Genomic DNA, 19,210 nt, shown 5'->3' with positions numbered 1-19,210 from the left:
ATGAACTCACACGAGTATAGCGTTCCCCGGGACTGCGTCGGGGCGTCCCCGTGAACCACCCGCGGGCGACCGCCGGAGGGCGCGTTCCCCGGAGCCCGGCGGGCGGTCGCACCGAAGGTCTAACGTGACGGGGAACAGCGACCAGACTGTCCGGGACGGGAACACAGTGAGCACCTGGGACGAACCGCTGCGCGTGGCCCTCGGCGGCTCCGCGCGGGCCTTCAAGGACAAACTCGACCTGCACACACTCGGCGACCTGCTGCGCTACTACCCGCGCCGCTACGACCGCAGGGGCGACCTGACCGACCTCGCCGCGCTGCGCGAGGGCGAGGACGTCACCGTGCAGGCCCGGGTCCTGGACGCCAAGCGCAGGACCGTGCCCGCCCGCCAGGGCCGCCGCCGGATGGACATGATGGAGGCCACGGTCACCGACGGCACCGGCCGCCTGCACCTGACCTTCTTCAACCGGGGCTCCTACCACCAGAACGCCCTCGTGGCCGGGCGGCTGGCCATGTTCTCCGGCCGGGTCTCCACGTTCAAGGGCCGCCGCCAGCTCGACCACCCGGAGTACCAGCTCATCGACGAGGACGGCCAGGAGGGCGAGCGCGCCCGGGCCTTCGCTGAGGAGCTGATCCCGATCTACCCCGCGGTCAAGGGCCTGGACTCGGCCAAGATCGCCCTCGGCGTCGAGATGGCGCTCGCCCGCGCCGCCGACCTGCCCGACCCCCTGCCCCCCGAGGTGCGCCGCGACCACCGCCTCGCCGGCGTCCAGGAGGCCCTGGACAAGATCCACCGGCCGTCCGAGTGGTCCGACGTCGGCACCGCCCGGCGGCGGCTGAAGTGGGACGAGGCGTTCGTCCTCCAGCTCGCCCTCGCCCAGCGCCGGCAGCTCGCCGAGGAGCTGCCCGCGACGCCGCGGCCCGGCCGGACCGGGGGCGTGCTCGACGCCTTCGACTCCCGCCTGCCGTTCACGCTCACCGACGGCCAGCGCGACGTCGGTCAGCGCCTCGCCGCACGGCTGGACGCGGCGCACCCCATGCACTGCCTGCTCCAGGGCGACGTGGGCGCGGGCAAGACCCTGGTCGCGCTGCGCGCGATGCTCCGCGTCGTCGACTCCGGCGGCCAGGCGGTCCTGCTCGCGCCCACCGAGGTCCTCGCCCAGCAGCACCACCGGTCGATCAGCGCCATGCTCGGCCCGCTGGCCAGGGCCGGGCAGATCGACGGGGCGGAGGAGGCCACCAGGGTGGCGCTGCTCACGGGGTCCATGAACGCCGCCGCCCGCCGGGAGAACCTGCTCGACGCGGCCTCGGGCGCCGCCGGGATCGTCGTGGGCACGCACGCGCTCCTGCAGGAGCACGTGAGCTTCGCGGACCTGGGCCTGGTCGTCGTGGACGAGCAGCACCGGTTCGGTGTCGAGCAGCGCGACGCCCTCCGCGAGAAGGCCGTCGACGGACGCCCGCACGTGCTGGTGATGACCGCCACACCCATCCCGCGCACGGTCGCGATGACCGTCTACGGCGACCTCGACGTGGTGACCCTCACACAGCTGCCGTCCGGCCGCGCGCCCGTGTCCACCCACGTGGTGCCCGCCCGGGACAAGCCGCACTACCTCGCACGCGCCTGGGAACGCGTCGTGGAGGAGGCCCGGCAGGGGCACCAGGCGTTCGTGGTGTGCCCCCGGATCGGTGACGGCGCCGAGGAGGAGGGCGGCACCGGAGCGGAGGAGGAACCGGGGTCGCGGCCGCCGCTGGCGGTCCTGGACGTGGCCGCCCGGCTCACCGGGGGGCCGCTCGCCGGCCTCCGGGTCGAGGTCCTGCACGGCCGGATGGCGCCCGACGACAAGGACGCCGTCATGCGCCGCTTCTCGGCGGGGGAGACCGACGTCATCGTCTCCACCACCGTCATCGAGGTCGGCGTCGACGTGCCCAACGCCACGGTGATGGCCATCATGGACGCCGAGCGGTTCGGGGTCTCCCAGCTGCACCAGCTGCGCGGACGGGTCGGCCGGGGCGGGTTGCCGGGGCTGTGCCTGCTGGTCACCGACGCGGAGGAGGGCAGCCCTTCCCGTGAGCGCCTGGCGGCCGTGGCCGCCACCACCGACGGGTTCGAGCTCTCCCGCGTGGACCTGGAGCTGCGCCGCGAGGGCGACGTCCTGGGCGACGCCCAGTCGGGAGCCCGGTCGAGTCTGCGGATGCTCACCCTGCTCAAGGACGAGGAGCTCATCGGCGAGGCACGTGGGGAGGCGACGGTGTACGCGGCCAAGGACCCCGACCTCACGGGACACCCGCCGCTGGCCGAGGCCCTGGCGGCCCTGCTCCCGGAGGACAGGGCGGAGTACCTGGACAAGGCGTAGCTCTCCTTGGGCCGCCGCTCGTTCCTCGCTTCGGCCCGACCAACCCCCGTGGTCTCCGAGAGCACATCGCGCAGCTGTTCGACTCTAGGGGGCCACAGGGGGGTTGGCTCGGGGCGCGCCAGTGTTCTGCAGGAGGAGACGGGGCCGCCGCAGGAAGGACTGCGCCGCAGGCGTCCGTTGAGGGTGGTGGCGGGCGACGGCGTGGGCACGAGCAAGGCAAGTCGACGACGAAGAACACTGGCTACTCGGCGCCCCGAGCACGGGGCCAAAGCGAGGAACGAGCGGAGGCCCCAGAAAACAGCGGAGGCCCGAAGAAAATAGGGTGGGGGCCATGGCCCGCATCATCGCCGGGACGGCCGGGGGGCGGCGGATCTCCGCACCCGACGGCCGCACGACCCGGCCCACCAGCGACCGCGCCCGCGAGGCGCTGTTCGCGTCCGTCCAGTCCGACCTCGGCGACCTCGACGGCATCCGCGTCATGGACCTGTACGCGGGGTCCGGCGCGATCGGGCTGGAGGCCCTGTCACGCGGAGCGGCGCACGCCCTGCTGGTGGAGGCCCACCGCGGGGCCGCCCAGGTGATCCGGTCGAACATCGCCGCGCTGCGGCTTCCCGGCGCCCGGCTGGTGGCGGACCGCGTGGAGCGCGTGATCGGCGCGGACAACCCGGGCGAGCCCTACGACCTGGTCGTCGCGGACCCGCCCTACGCCGTCGCTGACGAGGAGGTCGCCGCCGTCCTGGCCGGCCTGGTCGAGCGGGGCTGGCTGACAGGGGACGCGGTCGTGGTGGTGGAGCGCTCCAAGCGCGCCGCGGAGCCCGCCTGGCCGAAGGGCCTGGAGCCCGACCGCAGCCGCGGCTACGGCGAGGCGGTCCTCTGGTACGCCCGCGCCGCACTCGGCGCGCCTCCACGGCGTGCGGACACGGTGGGGTAGAAATCGGTCACATGGGTTGTTCTGGCACGTCATGAGCGCGCCGGGAGGGTCGCGCCGCTGCGGCCGGTGTGCGCAATGTGCACGCGCGACCGGAACGTGTGCGATGGGGGTCACTAAGTGGGTGTTGCCCGTTTCGTCGTCGGAGCGAGCCCCTACGATCGCCTTACCCGTGAGTAGTCCGTGAGAGGGGCGATCCAACGTGCGCCGTGTCGTCTGCCCGGGGTCGTTCGACCCGGTGACCTACGGTCATATCGACATCATCGGCAGAGCCGCCAAACAGTACGACGAGGTGGTCGCCGCCGTACTCAACAACGTCAACAAGCGGGGGCTCTTCGACGTCCCCGAGAAACTCGACATGCTCGCCGAGGGCACCTCGGACCTGGGCAACGTCCGCGTGAGCGAGTTCGACGGACTCCTCGTCGACTTCTGCCGTGAGAACGGCATCGAGACCATCGTGCGCAGTCTCCGCTCGGTCAGCGACTTCGACTACGAGCTCCAGATCGCCCAGATGAACTACCGCCTGTCCGGGGTGGAGACCGTGTTCATGACGGCCAACCCCCAGTACTCGTTCCTCTCCTCCAGCCTGGTCCGCGAGATCGCCCAGCACGGGGGCGACGTCTCCAGTTTGGTCACCCCCCACGTCGAGGAACGGCTGCGGGAGAAGTACGAGGAACGCCGCCACTCCGCGGGGTAGGGCCCGCCCGAGGCCGTCCGAGTCCCGAGCGGGAGCCCCGGGTCCACAGCCCTTCCGGGGCTGATTTGGGTGGTCGGGCGCATGGTAGGTAGGATTGCGGTTCGACCATGCGTGTCGTCGGTCTTCGGCGTGCGCGCGGCCTGGTCACGCCGCACGCGTCCGCAGTGACGCGTCCCGCGTGCCGGGCCTCCCAGTACCTCGTGAAAGCGCGATTACCCTGTCTCGTCTAGATCCTCGTGACCCGTTCGTGGTCGACACCCGCCAGCTGGGCCGCCAGCCGGGGTCGATGCGGACCGCCAAGCGCATCGTGACCGTCCCCGAGGCGTTCGCGACGGCGATGGCCGCCGTGCCCGCGGGCAGCGAGATCGAGCTCGACCTGCGGCTGGAAGCGGTGATGGAGGGCGTCCTCGTCACCGGGACCGTCCGCGGCCAGCACACGGCGGAGTGCTCGCGCTGCCTCGACCCCCTGTCGGAGGACCTGGAGGTCGGCTTCCAGGAGATGTACCGCTACCCCGGGGGCGACGACGAGGCGGTCGCGGGGGACGCGGACTCGGCGGACGAGGATGAGGACTACTATCTAGAGGGCGATCTGCTCGACCTCGGGCCCGTGGTCCGGGACGCGGTCGTGCTCGCGCTCCCACTCTCCCCGCTGTGCGGTCCCGACTGCCCGGGGCTGTGCGCGGAGTGCGGGGCCAAGCTCGCCGAGGCCGGTCCCGACCACCACCACGGCGACGGCGTCGACCCGCGTTGGGAGGCGCTCCGCGGCATCGCGGAGGATCCCGGCGAACGATGAGCTCGTGAACCGGTCACGGACGGTGCCCCAGGGCGCCCCCGCCGACCGGGGCACACCCTCCCCGCCACCGCGCGGGGTGACCAGATTAGAAGCCTCCCGCGACCGCGCGGGGGTGACCCAGGAGGTTTGAAGTGGCCGTCCCGAAGCGGAAGATGTCGCGGAGCAACACCCGGACCCGCCGTTCCCAGTGGAAGGCGTCGCGCCCGGTGCTGGTCAACTGCCCGCGCTGCCGTGACCCGAAGCAGCCCCACATCGCGTGCCCGACCTGCGGCACCTACAACAACCGCCAGGTCGTCAACCCGGCGTAGGGCGTGTGTTCCCACGCGTGCCCACGTGCTCTCCTCGGGGCGGACCCTCTTCGGGTCCGCCCCGAGGTGTTGTCGGGCCCTGGGGCTCGGACGCCGCGCTTTGTAGAGTGAGGCGTGCCCGTGTCGCGGGCAATACAGTGGGCACTACAGAACGAGAACCGCGGTAGCACCGGTGGTCCGGACCTCCGGGTTCCCGAGTTCGTGGTGGCTGCCGGGGGAGTCGCGCTCCCGCGACGGTCACCTCGTGTTCGAGCACCCTGGTCGGGACCTCCAACCCGTACCCGACGCCAGCACGAGCGCCGACCCCCGGCGCGCACGAACAGGGAAGTGAAGTCGCGTGGCCAGCCAACTCTCCGCCTCCGAGGCCAGGGCGTTCCACCAGGCGATCGGGGTCGAGGTCGACTCCAAGATCCTGCTCCGGGCCCTGACGCACCGCTCCTACGCCTACGAGAAGGGCGGTCTGCCCACCAACGAGCGCCTGGAGTTCCTCGGGGACTCCGTGCTCGGCCTGGTGGTGACCGACACCCTCTTCCGCAAGCACCCCGACCTGCCCGAGGGCCAGCTCGCCAAACTGCGCGCCGCCGTGGTGAACATGCGGGCCCTGGCCGACGTGTCCCGCGGCCTGGGCATCGGCGCCTACATCCGGCTCGGCCGGGGCGAGGAGGGCACCGGGGGCCGCGACAAGTCCTCGATCCTCGCCGACACCCTGGAGGCCATCATCGGCGCGGTCTACCTCGACCGCGGCCTGGACGTGGCCTCGGAGTTCGTGCACCGCCTCTTCGACCCGCTGATCGCCACGGCCTCCGGGCTCGGCGCGGGCCTGGACTGGAAGACCTCCCTCCAGGAGCTCACCGCGGCGGAGATGCTGGGCGTCCCGGAGTACCACGTGGACGAGAGCGGACCCGACCACCAGAAGACCTTCCGCGCGACGGTCCACGTCGCCGGAGAGAGCTACGGGCTGGGCGAGGGCCGCAGCAAGAAGGAAGCCGAGCAGCAGGCCGCCGAGTCCGCCTGGAAGGCGATCAAGGCCCGCTCCGAGGCCGCCGCGGGCGGCTCCGGCGACGGGCAGGGCTGAGCGCCGTGCCCGAACTACCGGAGGTCGAGGTCGTCCGCGCGGGCCTGGAACGGCACGGGCTGGGCCGGACCGTCGGCGCGGTCGAGGTCCTGCACCCGCGCTCGGTGCGCCGCCACGTGCCGGGTGCCGCGGACTTCGCCGCCCGGCTGGCCGGGCGCGTGCCCGTGGCCGCCCGGCGCCGCGGCAAGTACATGTGGCTGGAGCTGGACAGCGGCGAGATGCTTCTGGCCCACCTGGGCATGAGCGGCCAGATCCTGGTCCAGCCGGCCGGCAAGCCGGACGAGAAACACCTGAGAGTGCGGCTGCCGCTGTCCGACGGGCACGAGCTGCGCTTCGTGGACCAGCGCACGTTCGGGCACCTCCTGGTGGAGGGCCCGGGCGAGCGGGCGGGCGTGCCGGGGTCGGTGGACCACATCGCGCTCGACCCGCTGGACCCGGAGTTCGACGCGGCGGCGTGCGTGCGCGCGCTGCGGGCGCGGCGCACCGAGGTCAAGCGGGCCCTGCTGGACCAGACGCTGGTCAGCGGTGTGGGCAACATCTACGCCGACGAGGCGCTGTGGCGGGCCCGGCTGCACTGGTCGCGGACCACCCGGGGGCTGTCCGACGCGGCCGGCCGGGAACTGCTCGGCCACGTCACCGACGTGATGACCGAGGCGCTGGCGGTGGGCGGTACCACGTTCGACGGCCTCTACGTGAACGTCAACGGGGAGAGCGGCTACTTCGAGCGCGGCCTCAACGCCTACGGCCGGCGCGACCGTCCGTGCGGCCGCTGCGGCACGTCGATCGTGCGCGAGGCGTTCATGAACCGCTCCTCGTTCAGCTGCCCCCGCTGCCAGAAGAGGTAGCGCTCCGGAGGGCCCGGACGTGTCCGTCGAGGGTGCTCCGCTCTCCCGTGGAGCGGCTTCCTGACGGTGGCGGGTGACGGGCGGGCGCCGTGCGCCGGAGGCGTCCGTTGGGGGCGGCCCACGGGTCCTCCGGGCGCCGTGGAGGGGGCCCGGACGGCGTCCTCAGGGCGATCTGGCGTGTCGGTGAGGAAAGTGTCTCCGTGAGGTAAGGGAGTGAACGGGCCGTGGAGGACGGGACCGAGACGGTTCGGCTGACCGCGTGGGTGCGCGGACGCGTCCAGGGTGTGGGTTTTCGCTGGTGGACGCGGTCCAGGGCACTGGAACTGGGGCTGAGCGGCGCGGCCACGAACCTCGACGACGGACGTGTCGAGGTGGTCGCCGAGGGGAGCCGGAGCGCCTGCGAACGCCTTCTGGAGCACCTCAGAAGCGGCCGGACACCAGGTCGTGTGGACTCCGTGGTCGAACGTTGGGCTCAGTCTGGGGGTACGTTCACCGGTTTCGTGGAACGGTGAGTATGCTTGTGGGGTAACGCGGTTCGTCCACACCGCGCGCCGATCGGGGCCGGGAAGGTTCTACGGATCAGTGCGGAGTGGGTCCACGCTCGCGTCTCGCGGGACTCCGGCATCGCCGGGGGTGGGAACCATCGAACCGCGCCACACCGCCTGCCCTGATTGTTTCGGCATGCGTTGTGGCAATTACGGACAGTTGTAATTCAATCTTGACCAGCGCCGTTCGGAGTGAGACTCTGGAAGGCACACCGCGCGCTTATACACCCGCGTCACAGGCAACGCCAAGTGAATTACGCGGGACGTCGTGTGCGCGGATCAGATCTGGTCACTCAGCGTGGAGGACCCACATCATGGCGAAGGCTCTGTTTGGCCACGTCGGCGGCTCCGACCCTCGTATGGTCGCGGAGATGCGACGGCTTCAGAAGCGAGTACGCGACCTGGAGGACGAGGTCAGTCGTCTTCAGGCGCGCAACGACCAGCTCAGCATGGCCGTCACCGACGTCGCCGTCAGCGCGACCGACCGCGAGCCCGCGCTCGCCTGACCCAGCGTCGACCGTGCCGGATCGTGGTCCGGACACCCTGACGACGTGAAGATCCTTGACGGGGACGCCGAACGCGTGACAACTGGCGTCCCTGGCCGGGTCTCACCGACGCCTCATACTGTGCACGCGCGGTCGTTGTGACCGCCCTGTCTCGCCGCAGATTTTCCTTTCACTTGCGGTTTCTTTGACGTTGTACCCGGCGGCTCGATGCGCAACCCTCCGTGTCCGCCGGACGTCCCCCTTGCACTTGTCGGGACCGACGTGTACGGCCGCCGTGCGCGCACCCGTCGGCGTCGCACGCACCGCCGTGCGAAGCGCCGCGCATCTCGCTGCGCGAGGGGTGCGCGACGGGGCCGCTGTGCGCCGTCACCGCCCGCTACCGGGCCTGGCGCAGGGCCCCGGCCGCGGTATCCCCCGCCTGGCACGTCCGCCACTGGCCCCGTGCCGTCGGGCCACCACCCCCGGCGCGGGCCCCCGGTCGCGGAATCCGCCCGTCCGGCGCCCGCCACCACCTCCGACGGGCGGCCTTCGCTCGCGGATGCGCTGCTTCGGTCCCGGCTTCGTGGCACCCTTGGGTGGTCGCCCTGTGTATCCGAGGTGACCATCGTGGGAGGTGCGGGTGTATCTGAAGAATCTGACGCTGCGCGGCTTCAAGTCGTTCGCGTCGGCCACCACCCTGCGCCTGGAGCCGGGGATCACCTGTGTGGTGGGTCCCAACGGCTCCGGTAAGTCCAACGTGGTCGACGCCCTCTCCTGGGTGATGGGCGAGCAGGGCGCCAAGTCCCTGCGCGGCGGCAAGATGGAGGACGTGATCTTCGCGGGCACCTCCACCCGCCAGGCGCTGGGACGCGCCGAGGTCAGCCTCACGATCGACAACACCGACGGCGCCCTGCCGATCGACTACACCGAGGTCACCATCAAGCGGACGATGTTCCGCAACGGCGGCTCGGAGTACGCGATCAACGGCGACACCTGTCGGCTCCTGGACATCCAGGACCTGCTCAGCGACTCCGGTATCGGCCGTGAGATGCACGTCATCGTCGGCCAGGGCCAGCTCGACACCGTGCTGCACGCCGGCCCCGAGGAGCGCCGCGCCCTCATCGAGGAGGCGGCGGGCATCCTCAAGCACCGCAAGCGCAAAGAGAAGGCGATCCGCAAGCTCAACGCGATGCAGGGCAACCTGGACCGCGTCACCGACCTCACCGCGGAACTGCGCCGCCAGCTCAAGCCCCTGGGCCGCCAGGCCGAGCTGGCCCGGCGCGCCGCCGTCATCCAGGCCGACCTGCGCGACGCCCGCCTGCGGCTGCTGGCCGACGACATCGTCACCCTCACCGACCAGCTCGCCAAGGAGGAGGCCGACGAGAAGGACGTCCTCGCCCGGCGCGGGGCCGCCGAGGCCGCCCTCACCCAGGCCCAGGAGCGCGAGAGCGCCCTGGAGGTCCAGTCCGCCGAGGCCGCTCCCGAACTCACCCGCGCGACGGAGACCTACCACGCGCTCTCGCGGCTGACCGAGCGCCTGGACGCCGTGCGCGGTCTGGCGAACGAGCGCCACCGCAACCTCGCCGCCGTCGCCGACGAGCCCGTCCACCGGCGCGATCCCGAGGAACTGGAGATGGAGGCCGAGGAGGCCGCCGCCCAGGAGGAGGAGCTGCTCGCCCGGCTGGAGGAGGCCCGCGAGGCCCTGGAGACGACCGTCACCGAGCGTGCCGCCGCCGAGGACGCCCTGTACCGCGAGGAGAAGCGGCTGGAGGCGGCCGGACGGGCCTCCGCCGAGCGCCGCGAGAGCCTGGTCCGGCTCAGCGCGCGCGTGGAGAGCCTGCGCGGCCGGACGGCGTCCGGAGAGGCGGAGATCGCCCGGTTGGAGGAGGCCGCGCGGCAGGCCGCCGAACGTGCCGCCGAGGCCCAGGCCGAGTACGAGATGGCCGCAGAGGAGTCCGCCGGACTGGACGAGGGCGACGCCGAACTCGACGCCGACCACGAGCGGGCCTCCCGTCGGCTCTCCGCCCTGGACGCCGAGCTCAACCAGCTGCGCGACGCCGAGCGCACCGCCGAGGGCGAACGCTCGGCCCTGGCCGCCCGCAAGGAGGCCCTGGAACTGGGCCTGGCGCACAAGGACGGCGCGGGCACCCTCCTGGAGGCCGGCCTGCCCGGAACCCTCGGCGGGCTCGCCGCGCTGGTCCAGGTGGACGCCGGCCACGAGACGGCGGTGGCCGCGGCCTTCGGCGTGGCCGCCGGTGCCGTGGCCGTCGAGGGGACCGGTACCGCGCTGGCCGCGCTGGAACTCCTGCGGGACCAGGACGCCGGCCGCGCGGGCGTGGTCGTGGCGGGAGCGGAGCCGGACCGGCCCCGCGCGTCCTGGCCGGAGCTGCCCCCGGGGGCGCGCTACGCGGTCGACGTCGTCACCGCGCCCGACCACCTGCGGGGCGCCGTCGCCGCCCTGCTGGAGCGCACCGCGCTGGTCGCCGACGCGCCGGCCGCCCGCGATCTGGTCGCGGACCGGCCCGAGCTGCGGGCGGTCACCGCCGAGGGCGACGTGTTCGGCGCCGCCCTGGTCTACGGCGGCTCCGCCGCCGCACCGAGTCTGCTGGAGGTCCAGGCGGCCGTCGACGAGGCGGCGGAGCGGCTGGAGGAGGCCACCGAGGCCGCCAAGCGGATCGCCACCGAACTGGAGGCCCTCAAGCACGAGCGCGCCGACATGGCCGCGACGGTCGAGGAGATCACCGCCCGCCGCCGCCAGAGCGACCGCAAGCGCAACGAGTCCGCCCAGCGGTTGGGCAAACTGGGCGGTCAGGCCAGGTCCGCCGAGGCCGAGTCCGAGCGCTACGCCGCGGCGGCGGCCAAGGCCGCCACGGCCCGGGGCGAGGACGCCGACAAGCTGGCCCGGCTGGAGGAGGAGCTCGCCGAGGCGGAGGAGATGGCCGCCTCCATCGAGGAGGACGCCCCCGACCCCGAGACCCGCGACGAGCTCGCCGCCCAGGCCTCCCGTGCCCGTGCCACGGAGATGGAGCGCCGCCTGGCGGTGCGCACCGCCGAGGAGCGCGCGCGCTCCATCGCGGGCCGGGCCGAGGCGCTGCGGGCCCAGGCCTTCGAGGAGCGCCGCGCCATGGAGCGCGCCGCCGAGCGGCGCCGCACGCGCGCCGCGCAGGCCACCATCGCCGAGGCCGTCGCCGAGAGCGCCCGGCTGGCGCTGGAGCGCATCGCCGTGTCGCTGGCCGCCGCCGAGAGCGAGCGGGCCGCGGCGCAGGCGCGCAAGGAGGCCGTCGACGCCGAGCTGCGGACCGTGCGCGCCCGGGTGCGCGAGATGTCGGTGGAACTGGAGAAGCTGACCAGCTCCGCGCACAGCGGTGAGGTCGCGCGCGCCGAGCGGCGCCTGCGCCTGGAGCAGCTGGAGACCAAGGCCATGGAGGAGCTGGGCGTGGACGTGCCCACCCTGGTGGCCGAGTACGGGCCCCGCGTGCCGGTCCCGCCGCCGATCGACGCCGGGGAGGACGCCGTCCCGGTGCCCTACGTGCGCGACGTGCAGGCCAAGCGCGCCAAGGCCGCCGAGCGCCAGCTCAACCAGCTGGGCAAGATCAACCCGCTGGCCCTGGAGGAGTTCGCGGCGCTGGAGGAGCGGCACGCCTTCCTCAACGCGCAGCTGGAGGACCTGAAGAAGACCCGCCGCGACCTCATGGACATCGTCCAGGAGGTCGACGCCCGGGTCCAGGAGGTCTTCTCCGCCGCCTACCTGGACGTGGAGCGCGAGTTCGCGGCGATCTTCGGGCGGCTCTTCCCCGGCGGGGAGGGGCGGCTGCTGCTCACCGACCCCGAGGCCATGCTGACCACCGGGATCGAGGTGGAGGCCCGCCCGCCCGGCAAGAAGGTCAAGCGCCTGTCGCTGCTCTCCGGCGGTGAGCGCTCGCTGACGGCGGTGGCCTTCCTCGCGGCGATCTTCAAGGCCCGCCCCTCGCCGTTCTACGTGATGGACGAGGTCGAGGCCGCGCTGGACGACACCAACCTCCAGCGGCTGCTGGTGATCTTCGAGGAGCTGCGCGCCTCCTCCCAGCTGATCGTCATCACGCACCAGAAGCGGACCATGGAGGCTGCCGACGCGCTCTACGGCGTCACCATGCAGGGCGACGGCATCTCCCAGGTGATCAGCCAGAAGATCGAGCGCACGCCCTGACCGCCCGGTGGCGTCCCGGCTCCCGGCGCACGTCCCGCGGCGGCGGCCGGACGGCGGAGGGCCGCCCCCCACTGCGGGAGGGCGGCCCTGTCGCGGTCGGGCGGCGGGTCAGCCGCGGGCGATGGTGATGACGGGGGAGGTCCAGGTCTCCCAGTCGTCGGGGTCGTCCGGGTCGCCGAGCGCCTTGAGCGCGCGGGCCTCCAGGCGGTAGTCCCCGTCGCGGACGTCCTTCACCCGGCCGTGGGGGTCGGTCACGGAGCCGTCCCAGGCGTAGGAGAAGAACGATGTGGAGGTCGCGCTGCGGTTGACGTGCGAGACGTCCACCGCGACGTTGCGGCGCGGGTGCACCGGACGGCCGGTGCGCTCGTCCACGACCACCATCTCCAGACGGGTGACGTGGTGGTCGAAGTGGGCGATGACGTAGGGCACGTCCGGCAGGCCGTCGACCCACTCCATCGAGTACGAGGCGCCCTCGGGCTGGTTGGCGAACGTGCCGCCGTCGGCGGCCGCGCACTCCAGCCCCTCGAACACCCCGCACTCGGTGATCTTCGTCAGCCACGGCAGCTCGTGGACGGTGCCGTCGCCGTCGGTGATCGGGGTCATGGCCTCGATCTCCTGGTAGTCGCCGTTGTAGGCGGCGTAGGGGACCCGGAAGGTCGTGCCGTCGTCACTGGTGACGGACAAGTACCCGCCGTACAGCATCTGCTCGTAGGTGCGCGCCGGCGGGGTGACGGTGACCCGGACCTCGGCGGAGCCGCCCGCGGGGACGGTCACCGACTCGGTGTCGAAGGACACCTCGGCGGAGTCCGCGTTGAACCCGGGCGTGAAGGTGCTGCCGTGCGTGCCCAGGGCGGCCTCGTGGCCGAGCGTGTAGACGGCCTCCTCGTCGCCGTCGTTGGTGATGGTGACGGTCTCGCTCACCGTGCCCTCGGTGGCGCCCAGCGACAGCTTGCCCGGGGTGACCGTGGTGGTGGCCAGGACCGCGCCCGGGATGTCGAGCATGCCGGCGCCCTGGCGGTGGGCGTTGTCGAGCAGTCCGAGGCCGGGGTTGCCCCACCAGTTCTTGGGGTCGGCGCTGTTCTGCAGGACGGTGCGCACGTCGTGCGCCGCCAGGTCGGGGCGGGCCTGCAGGAGCAGGGCGACGCCGCCGGCCACGTGCGGGGACGACATCGAGGTGCCGCTGACCGTGGCGTAGCCGCCCTGGTCCATCGGGTAGGTGGAGTTGATCAGGCCGCCGGGGGCGCCGATGTCCGGCTTGAGCGCCAGGTCGGGCGACATGCCGTAGGAGCTGAACGAGCTGATCAGGCCGCCGGTCGGGTTGGGGGTGGAGACGGACTCGTCGGTCCAGTCGAGGGTGACGGTCTCACCGGCGTCGAGGAGTTCGACCAGGTGCGCCCCGGACTCGTCGGAGACGCCGATGGAGAACGGCCCGCGGTCGGTGATGCCGCCGCCGGCGAACATGCCGGGCACGTTGTTGTACATGACCACGCCGGTGGCACCGGCGTCGACGGCCGCGTCGTACTTCTCCGCGAACGTGCAGGAACCGCGGACCATGAGCGCGGTCGCGCCCTCCGGGTCGCCCTCCAGGGTGTCGCCCGCGGACAGGCAGCCCCGTCCGACGAAGACCAGCGGGTCGGTCGTGCCGGAGGCGGGCGGCGGCGACGCGTCGCCCATCTCCATGTACGCCAGCGACTCCCCGCTCGGAGAGGCGACCACGGACGCCGCCTCGACGTGGGTGTTGTCGTAGGAGGCCACGCCGATCACGTCGGCGCCCAGGCCGGGGGCGCCGGCCGAGTACAGCCCGGTGTCGCCCTCGTTGCCGATGGAGGCGACCACGACCATGCCCTCGTCGACGAGGTTGTCGGAGGCGGTCGCGGTCGGGTACTGCGGCCAGGAGTGCGACGAGCCGATGCTCATGTTGAGCACGTCCATGTCGTCGGCGAGCGCGCCCTCCATGGCGGCGATCATGATGTCGGCGGTGGTGGAGCCGGAGCAGCCGAACACCTTGTAGGCGCCGAACTCGACGTCGGGGGCCACGCCCGTGACCTCGCCCTCGGCACCGACGATCCCGGCCACGTGGGTGCCGTGCCCGTGGCAGTCCTGGGGGTCGTCGTCGGGGGCGGGGACGTTGGTGGCGGGGTGGCTCGCGTCGAAGTCGTCACCGACGAAGTCGTGCCCGGCGACCACCCGGCCGGTGGGGAAGGAGCCGGGGCCGCCGAGGTCGGGGTGGGTGTAGTCGATCCCGGTGTCCATGACGGCCACGCGCAGGCCCTCACCGGTGAGCCCGAGCTCGTTCTGTCCGACGTCGGCGCCCGTCATGCCCAGCGCGGTGTCCAGGTCGGGTGCGGACTCGTCGGACTCGGGGACCTCGTAGCGCATGACGGGGTAGATCGCGTTCACGCCGGGGATCTCGCGGGCGTTGCCGACCTGGGCGTCGTCCATCTCGACCGAGAGGCCGTTCCACAGTTCCCCGAAGGCGAGCCGTTCGGTGTACTCCAAACCCTGTTCGTCGGCGTCGGCGCGGAATTCCTCCTGTTCCTCCTCGACCTCGGAGGGGGAGGTGCCGTCCGACGAGGGAGGGCTCTCCAGTTCGATGAACCACAGGTTGTCGGCTTGGTGTGTCATTTCGCCGGTCTCGGCGGTGGGGGCCGGATGCAGGGGCGCGAGTTCCCCGTCATCGTCGGCGGCGGCCGGTACGGCCGCGGTCAGGCCCGCCAGAAGTGTCAGCCCGGCGAGGGGGGCGGCCAGGCGTGAGCGGTGGGATACCACCTTGTGAACACATCCCTTCTCGGTACGCGCCGCGGACACCGGGGGAGCGGGCATCCCACCGGTGGCGAGGGTGGCCGCCGGGGGGATACGACGCAGGACGTCCGAATTCGGTTGTTCGGCGCGTACGGCAACGAGATCATTGCTGTGTGCGACATCCGTGTCAATGTTGATAAAGACTCAATCTGGACACGTGACGGGAGAATGTGGCCATGGTGACTGGTGTTTCTCACTGGGGCTATAAACGGACAAACAATGAGTCGGGATCATTCTCCGGGACAAAGGAATCACCGCGGGGCGGTGTGCGAAAGGCGCGCCCCGCGGCCTGGCCATCTCTTTCCGCTCCGAAGAACCGCAGGTGGCACGGGTCGCGAGCGCACGACGGGGGCTGACGGGCGCCGAGTAGAGTAGGACGGTCGGGGTGCTCCCCCGACCGGTGTCGAACGAGCGAAGTCCGGTCCGGCGGCCACGGCCGCCCAACCCGGCGCTGTCCCGCAACTGTGGAGCCCCGCCGCGCGCGGGGACGAGCCAGGTCGCCCCGTCGGCACCGACGTCCCCGTCCTCGTGGGAAGGACAGGCCGTCCCCGCCCGGACCGCGCTCCTTCCCCGTCCCACCAAGGAGCACCGTGCGGATTCCCCGCCCCTTCGCCCAGGACCACCGACGCCGTCGCGGGGCCCCGGCCCCGCCGCCCGCCGCGCTGCTGGGTCTCGCGCTCGCGCTCACCGCCTGCGGAGCAACGGACTCCGCGTCCGAGCCCGCTGAGACCGGGTCCGACGGCGCCTTCCCCGTCACGGTCGACGACGCCCTCGGCGAGGTCACCATCGAGGCCGAGCCCGAGCGGATCGTCTCGCTCTCGCCCACCGCCACGGAGATGCTCTTCGCCATCGGCGCCGGGGAGCAGGTGGAGGCGGCCGACGAGTACTCGAACTTCCCCGAGGACGCTCCGACGACCGATCTCAGCGGCTTCACGCCCAACGTCGAGGCGATCGTGGAGTACGACCCCGACCTGGTGCTGCTCGCCCGCTCCTCCGAGGACACCGCGCCGCAGCTGGAGGACGTCGGCGTGCCCGTCCTCGTGATGGACGACGCGGCCACCCTGGACGACGCCTACGCCCAGATGCGCCTGCTCGGCGAGGCCACCGGCCACGCCGAGGCCGCCGACGCCGAGGCCGAGCGCGTGGAGGCCGAGTTCGACGCGGTCGTGGAGAGCGTGCGCGAGGACGTCGGCGAGGTGGACCTGACCTTCTACCAGGAGCTGGACGACAGCCTCTACTCCGCGACCTCCGGCACCTTCGTCGGCCAGATCTACCAGGCCTTCGGGCTGGAGAACATCGCCGACGCGGCCGACGGCGCCGACAGCGGCTACCCGCAGCTGTCCCCGGAGTACGTCGTGGACGAGAACCCGGACCTGATCTTCCTGTCCTACGGCGACGAGGAGACCGTGTCGTCGGTGGGCGAGCGTCCGGCCTTCGACACGGTCACGGCCGTGGAGGAGGACGCGGTGTACCTGCTCGACGCGGACATCGCCTCGCGCTGGGGCCCGCGTGTGGTCGACTTCGCCGAACTCGTCGGCGACGCCGTCCGCGAGACCGCGGGCGGCTAAGCCTTGGTGAGAGGCCGACGGACGCCGCGCGGGGGCGGGGGCGGAGCCCGGCCGACGGTGCGGCGGGTCGCGCCCGTCGGCTGGCTGGCCGGCGGAGCCGTCCTGCTGGTCGTGTCCGGCCTCCTCGGCGTCTCGGCCGGGGCGGCCGACATCTCGGCGGCCGACATCGTCCGCCACCTCCTCAGCCACCTGCCGTTCGGTGGAGTGGAGTCACCGCTCGACGAGCGGCAGGTGGCACTGCTGGTGGCGCTGCGCCTGCCCCGGGTCGTCATGGGCGCCGTCGTCGGCGCCCTCCTGGCCACCGCGGGCGGCGCCTACCAGGGCGTCTTCCGCAACGCCCTGGCCGATCCCTTCCTGCTCGGCGCCGCCGCCGGTGCCGGGCTGGGCGCCACCCTGGTCATGGTCTTCGGCCAGGAGCTCACCGACAGCCCGCGCGCCGCCGTGCCGTTCGCGGCCTTCGTCGGGGCACTGGCGGGCGTGGCCGCCGCCTACCTCCTGGGCTCGACCGCGGGCGGCGGCGGTACCGCGTCCCTGGTCCTGGCGGGCGTGGCCGTGTCGTCGTTCCTGTCCGCGGCGCAGACCCTCGTGCAGCAGATGGGGGTCGACCAGCTCCAGCGCGTCTACTCCTGGCTGCTGGGCGGTCTGGGCCGCGGCGGCTGGGACGACGTGCGGCTGGTGTGGCCCTACGCGCTGGTGAGCCTGGTCGTGCTGCTGGCGTGCGGCTACCTGCTGGACATGCTCGCCCTGGGCGACGACAAGGCGATCAGCCTCGGCCTGAACCCGGGGGTGATCCGGATCGTCGTGATCAGCGCCGCGTCGCTGGCCACGGCCGCCGCGGTGGCCGTGAGCGGACTGATCGGCTTCGTCGGCATCGTGGTGCCCCACGTGGTCCGCCGCCTGGTGGGGGCCAACTACCGGGCGATCCTGCCCGTCACCGTGCTCTTCGGTGGCGCGTTCCTGGTGCTGGTCGACATCGTCGCCCGGACCGTGGTCGCCCCCGCCGAGCTGCCCATCGGTGTCGTGACCGCCTTCCTGGGCGCGCCGTTCTTCCTGCTCATCCTGAGGACGACCCGCCACCGCACCACATGAGCCCGGAGGGCGGGCGGAGGCCGTTCGGGCGGGGCGGCCGTACCCCGGTTCGTTCCCGGCACGCCACCCGGCCGTGACGCGATCGCGTCGCGCGTTCTGGGAGACTGGGGAGCGCTATGGACATCACCGTGCTCGCAACCTCAGTCATCGTCGTCCTGGTCCTGCTGCTGGCCGTCGGCGGGTTCTTCCTGGTCAAGACCCGTCGTCCGGTCGAGCCGGGCGAGGAGGAGACCAAGCCCGAGGTCACCGGGGAGCCTGTCGCCCCGGAGGAGGACCGCGAACGGGCCGAGGGCGCGGTGGTCCCGCCGCCCGCCCACGCCCCTCCGGCCGAGGCCGCACCCACGGCCGAACCCGAGCTGGAGACGCCGCCGCCGTCCGCGGGGCGCATGGTGCGCCTGCGCGCCCGGCTGGCCCGGTCGCAGACCTCGCTGGGCCAGGGGCTGCTCAACCTGCTCTCCTCCGACTCCCTGGACGAGGACGCGTGGGAGGAGATCGAGGACACCCTCATCACCGCCGACATCGGCGTGACCGCCGCGGCGCAGATCGTCGAGAGCCTGCGCACCAAGGTCAAGGTGCTCGGCAGCCGCGGCGTCGACGAGGTGCGCGGGCTGCTGCGCGAGGAGCTCCTGGCGCAGATCGGCACCGACACCGACCGGACCGTGCGCACCGAGCCGCACGGCGACCGGCCGGCGGTGATCATGGTGGTTGGCGTGAACGGCACCGGCAAGACCACCACCACCGGCAAGCTCGCCCGCTCCCTGGTCGGCGACGGCCGCAGCGTGGTCCTCGGCGCCGCCGACACCTTCCGCGCCGCCGCCACCGAGCAGCTCCAGACGTGGGGCGGCCGGGTGGGCGCGCCCGTCGTCCACAAGGAGGAGGGCGCCGACCCGGCCAGCGTGGCCTTCGACGCCGTCTCGCGGGGGATCGAGGACGGCGCCGACACCGTCATCATCGACACCGCCGGGCGCCTGCACACCAAGACCGGGCTCATGGACGAGCTGGGCAAGGTCAAGCGCGTGGTGGAGAAGAAGTCCCAGGTGGACGAGGTCCTGCTGGTCCTGGACGCCACCACCGGCCAGAACGGCCTGCGCCAGGCGCGGGTGTTCGGCGAGGTCGTGAACGTGACGGGCATCGCGCTGACCAAGCTCGACGGCACCGCCAAGGGCGGCATCATCGTGCAGGTCCAGCGTGAGCTGGGCGTCCCGGTCAAGCTCGTCGGACTGGGGGAGGGCCCGGACGACCTGGCGCCCTTCGACCCCGAGGTCTTCGTGGACGCCGTCCTCAACGGCTCCTGAACCGCGCCCGCCCGGCCGCGGCGGGACCGCGTCGGCGCACCGGTGGCCGGGCATCCGCGCGGATGCCCGGCCACCGGTGCGTCCGGGGCGGGCGAGCGCGGGTCGTCCGACGGGCGCGGGGAGGTCCGCCCGGTGTGAGCCACTTCATGTGTGCGTCACGACACCGCAACACGGGGCCGCGGAACCTGACTCCGCCGCCGTTACCCAGGTGAGATCTGACCGTGCGTGTCCGATGTGTCGC

General features: G+C 72.6%; 14 protein-coding genes. 13 read left to right on the top strand and 1 reads right to left on the bottom strand.

Annotated elements, in window-relative coordinates:
- Nucleotides 1-166: 166 nt before the first annotated feature.
- The 10 genes from recG (at nt 167) to smc (ending at nt 12,215) form a co-directional block, all read left to right on the top strand.
- Nucleotides 167-2,353 carry an ATP-dependent DNA helicase RecG gene (gene recG, locus ADL05_RS07030; protein WP_053616051.1) on the top strand — a complete coding sequence of 729 codons (2,187 nt, stop codon included), beginning with the start codon at nt 167-169 and terminating at the stop codon, nt 2,351-2,353.
- Between the two features lie 331 nt (nt 2,354-2,684).
- Entirely contained in the window at nt 2,685-3,284 is a 600-nt protein-coding gene (rsmD, locus tag ADL05_RS07025; protein ID WP_053616050.1) for a 16S rRNA (guanine(966)-N(2))-methyltransferase RsmD, read from the top strand.
- Nucleotides 3,285-3,483: 199 nt separating this feature from the next.
- Nucleotides 3,484-3,978, top strand: a complete 495-nt coding sequence (gene coaD, locus ADL05_RS07020; RefSeq protein ID WP_053616049.1) for a pantetheine-phosphate adenylyltransferase — start codon at nt 3,484-3,486, stop codon at nt 3,976-3,978.
- A gap of 247 nt (nt 3,979-4,225) precedes the next feature.
- Nucleotides 4,226-4,771, top strand: coding sequence for a DUF177 domain-containing protein (locus ADL05_RS07015; RefSeq protein ID WP_053616048.1), 546 nt, complete (start codon nt 4,226-4,228; stop codon nt 4,769-4,771).
- A 131-nt stretch (nt 4,772-4,902) separates the two neighbouring features.
- The gene (rpmF, locus tag ADL05_RS07010) at nt 4,903-5,079 is read left to right on the top strand and encodes a 50S ribosomal protein L32 (RefSeq protein WP_053616047.1); all 177 of its coding nucleotides are present in this window, start codon (nt 4,903-4,905) and stop codon (nt 5,077-5,079) included.
- Between the two features lie 337 nt (nt 5,080-5,416).
- Nucleotides 5,417-6,154, top strand: coding sequence for a ribonuclease III (gene rnc / locus ADL05_RS07005; protein WP_053616046.1), 738 nt, complete (start codon nt 5,417-5,419; stop codon nt 6,152-6,154).
- Between the two features lie 5 nt (nt 6,155-6,159).
- Entirely contained in the window at nt 6,160-6,999 is an 840-nt protein-coding gene (gene mutM, locus ADL05_RS07000) for a bifunctional DNA-formamidopyrimidine glycosylase/DNA-(apurinic or apyrimidinic site) lyase (RefSeq protein WP_053616045.1), read from the top strand.
- Between the two features lie 224 nt (nt 7,000-7,223).
- Complete coding sequence (locus ADL05_RS29465; RefSeq protein ID WP_082376172.1) at nt 7,224-7,511, top strand: acylphosphatase; 288 nt, start codon at nt 7,224-7,226, stop codon at nt 7,509-7,511.
- Between the two features lie 347 nt (nt 7,512-7,858).
- A complete protein-coding gene (locus tag ADL05_RS06995; RefSeq protein WP_053616044.1) occupies nt 7,859-8,050 on the top strand; it encodes a hypothetical protein in 192 nt (63 codons plus the stop codon).
- A 619-nt stretch (nt 8,051-8,669) separates the two neighbouring features.
- Nucleotides 8,670-12,215, top strand: coding sequence for a chromosome segregation protein SMC (smc, locus tag ADL05_RS06990; RefSeq protein ID WP_053616043.1), 3,546 nt, complete (start codon nt 8,670-8,672; stop codon nt 12,213-12,215).
- Between the two features lie 108 nt (nt 12,216-12,323).
- Here the strand turns inward: smc and ADL05_RS06985 are convergent, their stop codons facing one another.
- On the bottom strand, nt 12,324-14,984 hold the full coding sequence (locus tag ADL05_RS06985) for a S8 family serine peptidase (protein ID WP_053616042.1): 2,661 nt from the start codon (nt 14,982-14,984) through the stop codon (nt 12,324-12,326).
- Nucleotides 14,985-15,613: 629 nt separating this feature from the next.
- Between ADL05_RS06985 and ADL05_RS06980 the strand changes: the two genes are divergently transcribed.
- The 3 genes from ADL05_RS06980 (at nt 15,614) to ftsY (ending at nt 18,969) form a co-directional block, all read left to right on the top strand.
- Nucleotides 15,614-16,585: an ABC transporter substrate-binding protein gene (locus tag ADL05_RS06980; RefSeq protein WP_082376188.1), complete on the top strand. Its 972-nt coding sequence runs from the start codon at nt 15,614-15,616 to the stop codon at nt 16,583-16,585.
- Nucleotides 16,586-16,642: 57 nt separating this feature from the next.
- Entirely contained in the window at nt 16,643-17,674 is a 1,032-nt protein-coding gene (locus ADL05_RS06975; protein WP_053616041.1) for an iron ABC transporter permease, read from the top strand.
- Nucleotides 17,675-17,790: 116 nt separating this feature from the next.
- Entirely contained in the window at nt 17,791-18,969 is a 1,179-nt protein-coding gene (ftsY, locus tag ADL05_RS06970) for a signal recognition particle-docking protein FtsY (protein ID WP_053616040.1), read from the top strand.
- The last annotated feature ends 241 nt before the right edge of the window (nt 18,970-19,210 follow it).

The organism is Nocardiopsis sp. NRRL B-16309 (assembly GCF_001279585.1).
Taxonomy (GTDB): Bacteria; Actinomycetota; Actinomycetes; order Streptosporangiales; family Streptosporangiaceae; genus Nocardiopsis.
Note: the sequence above shows the minus strand (reverse complement) of the source record. Positions and strands in the feature narration are given on the sequence as shown.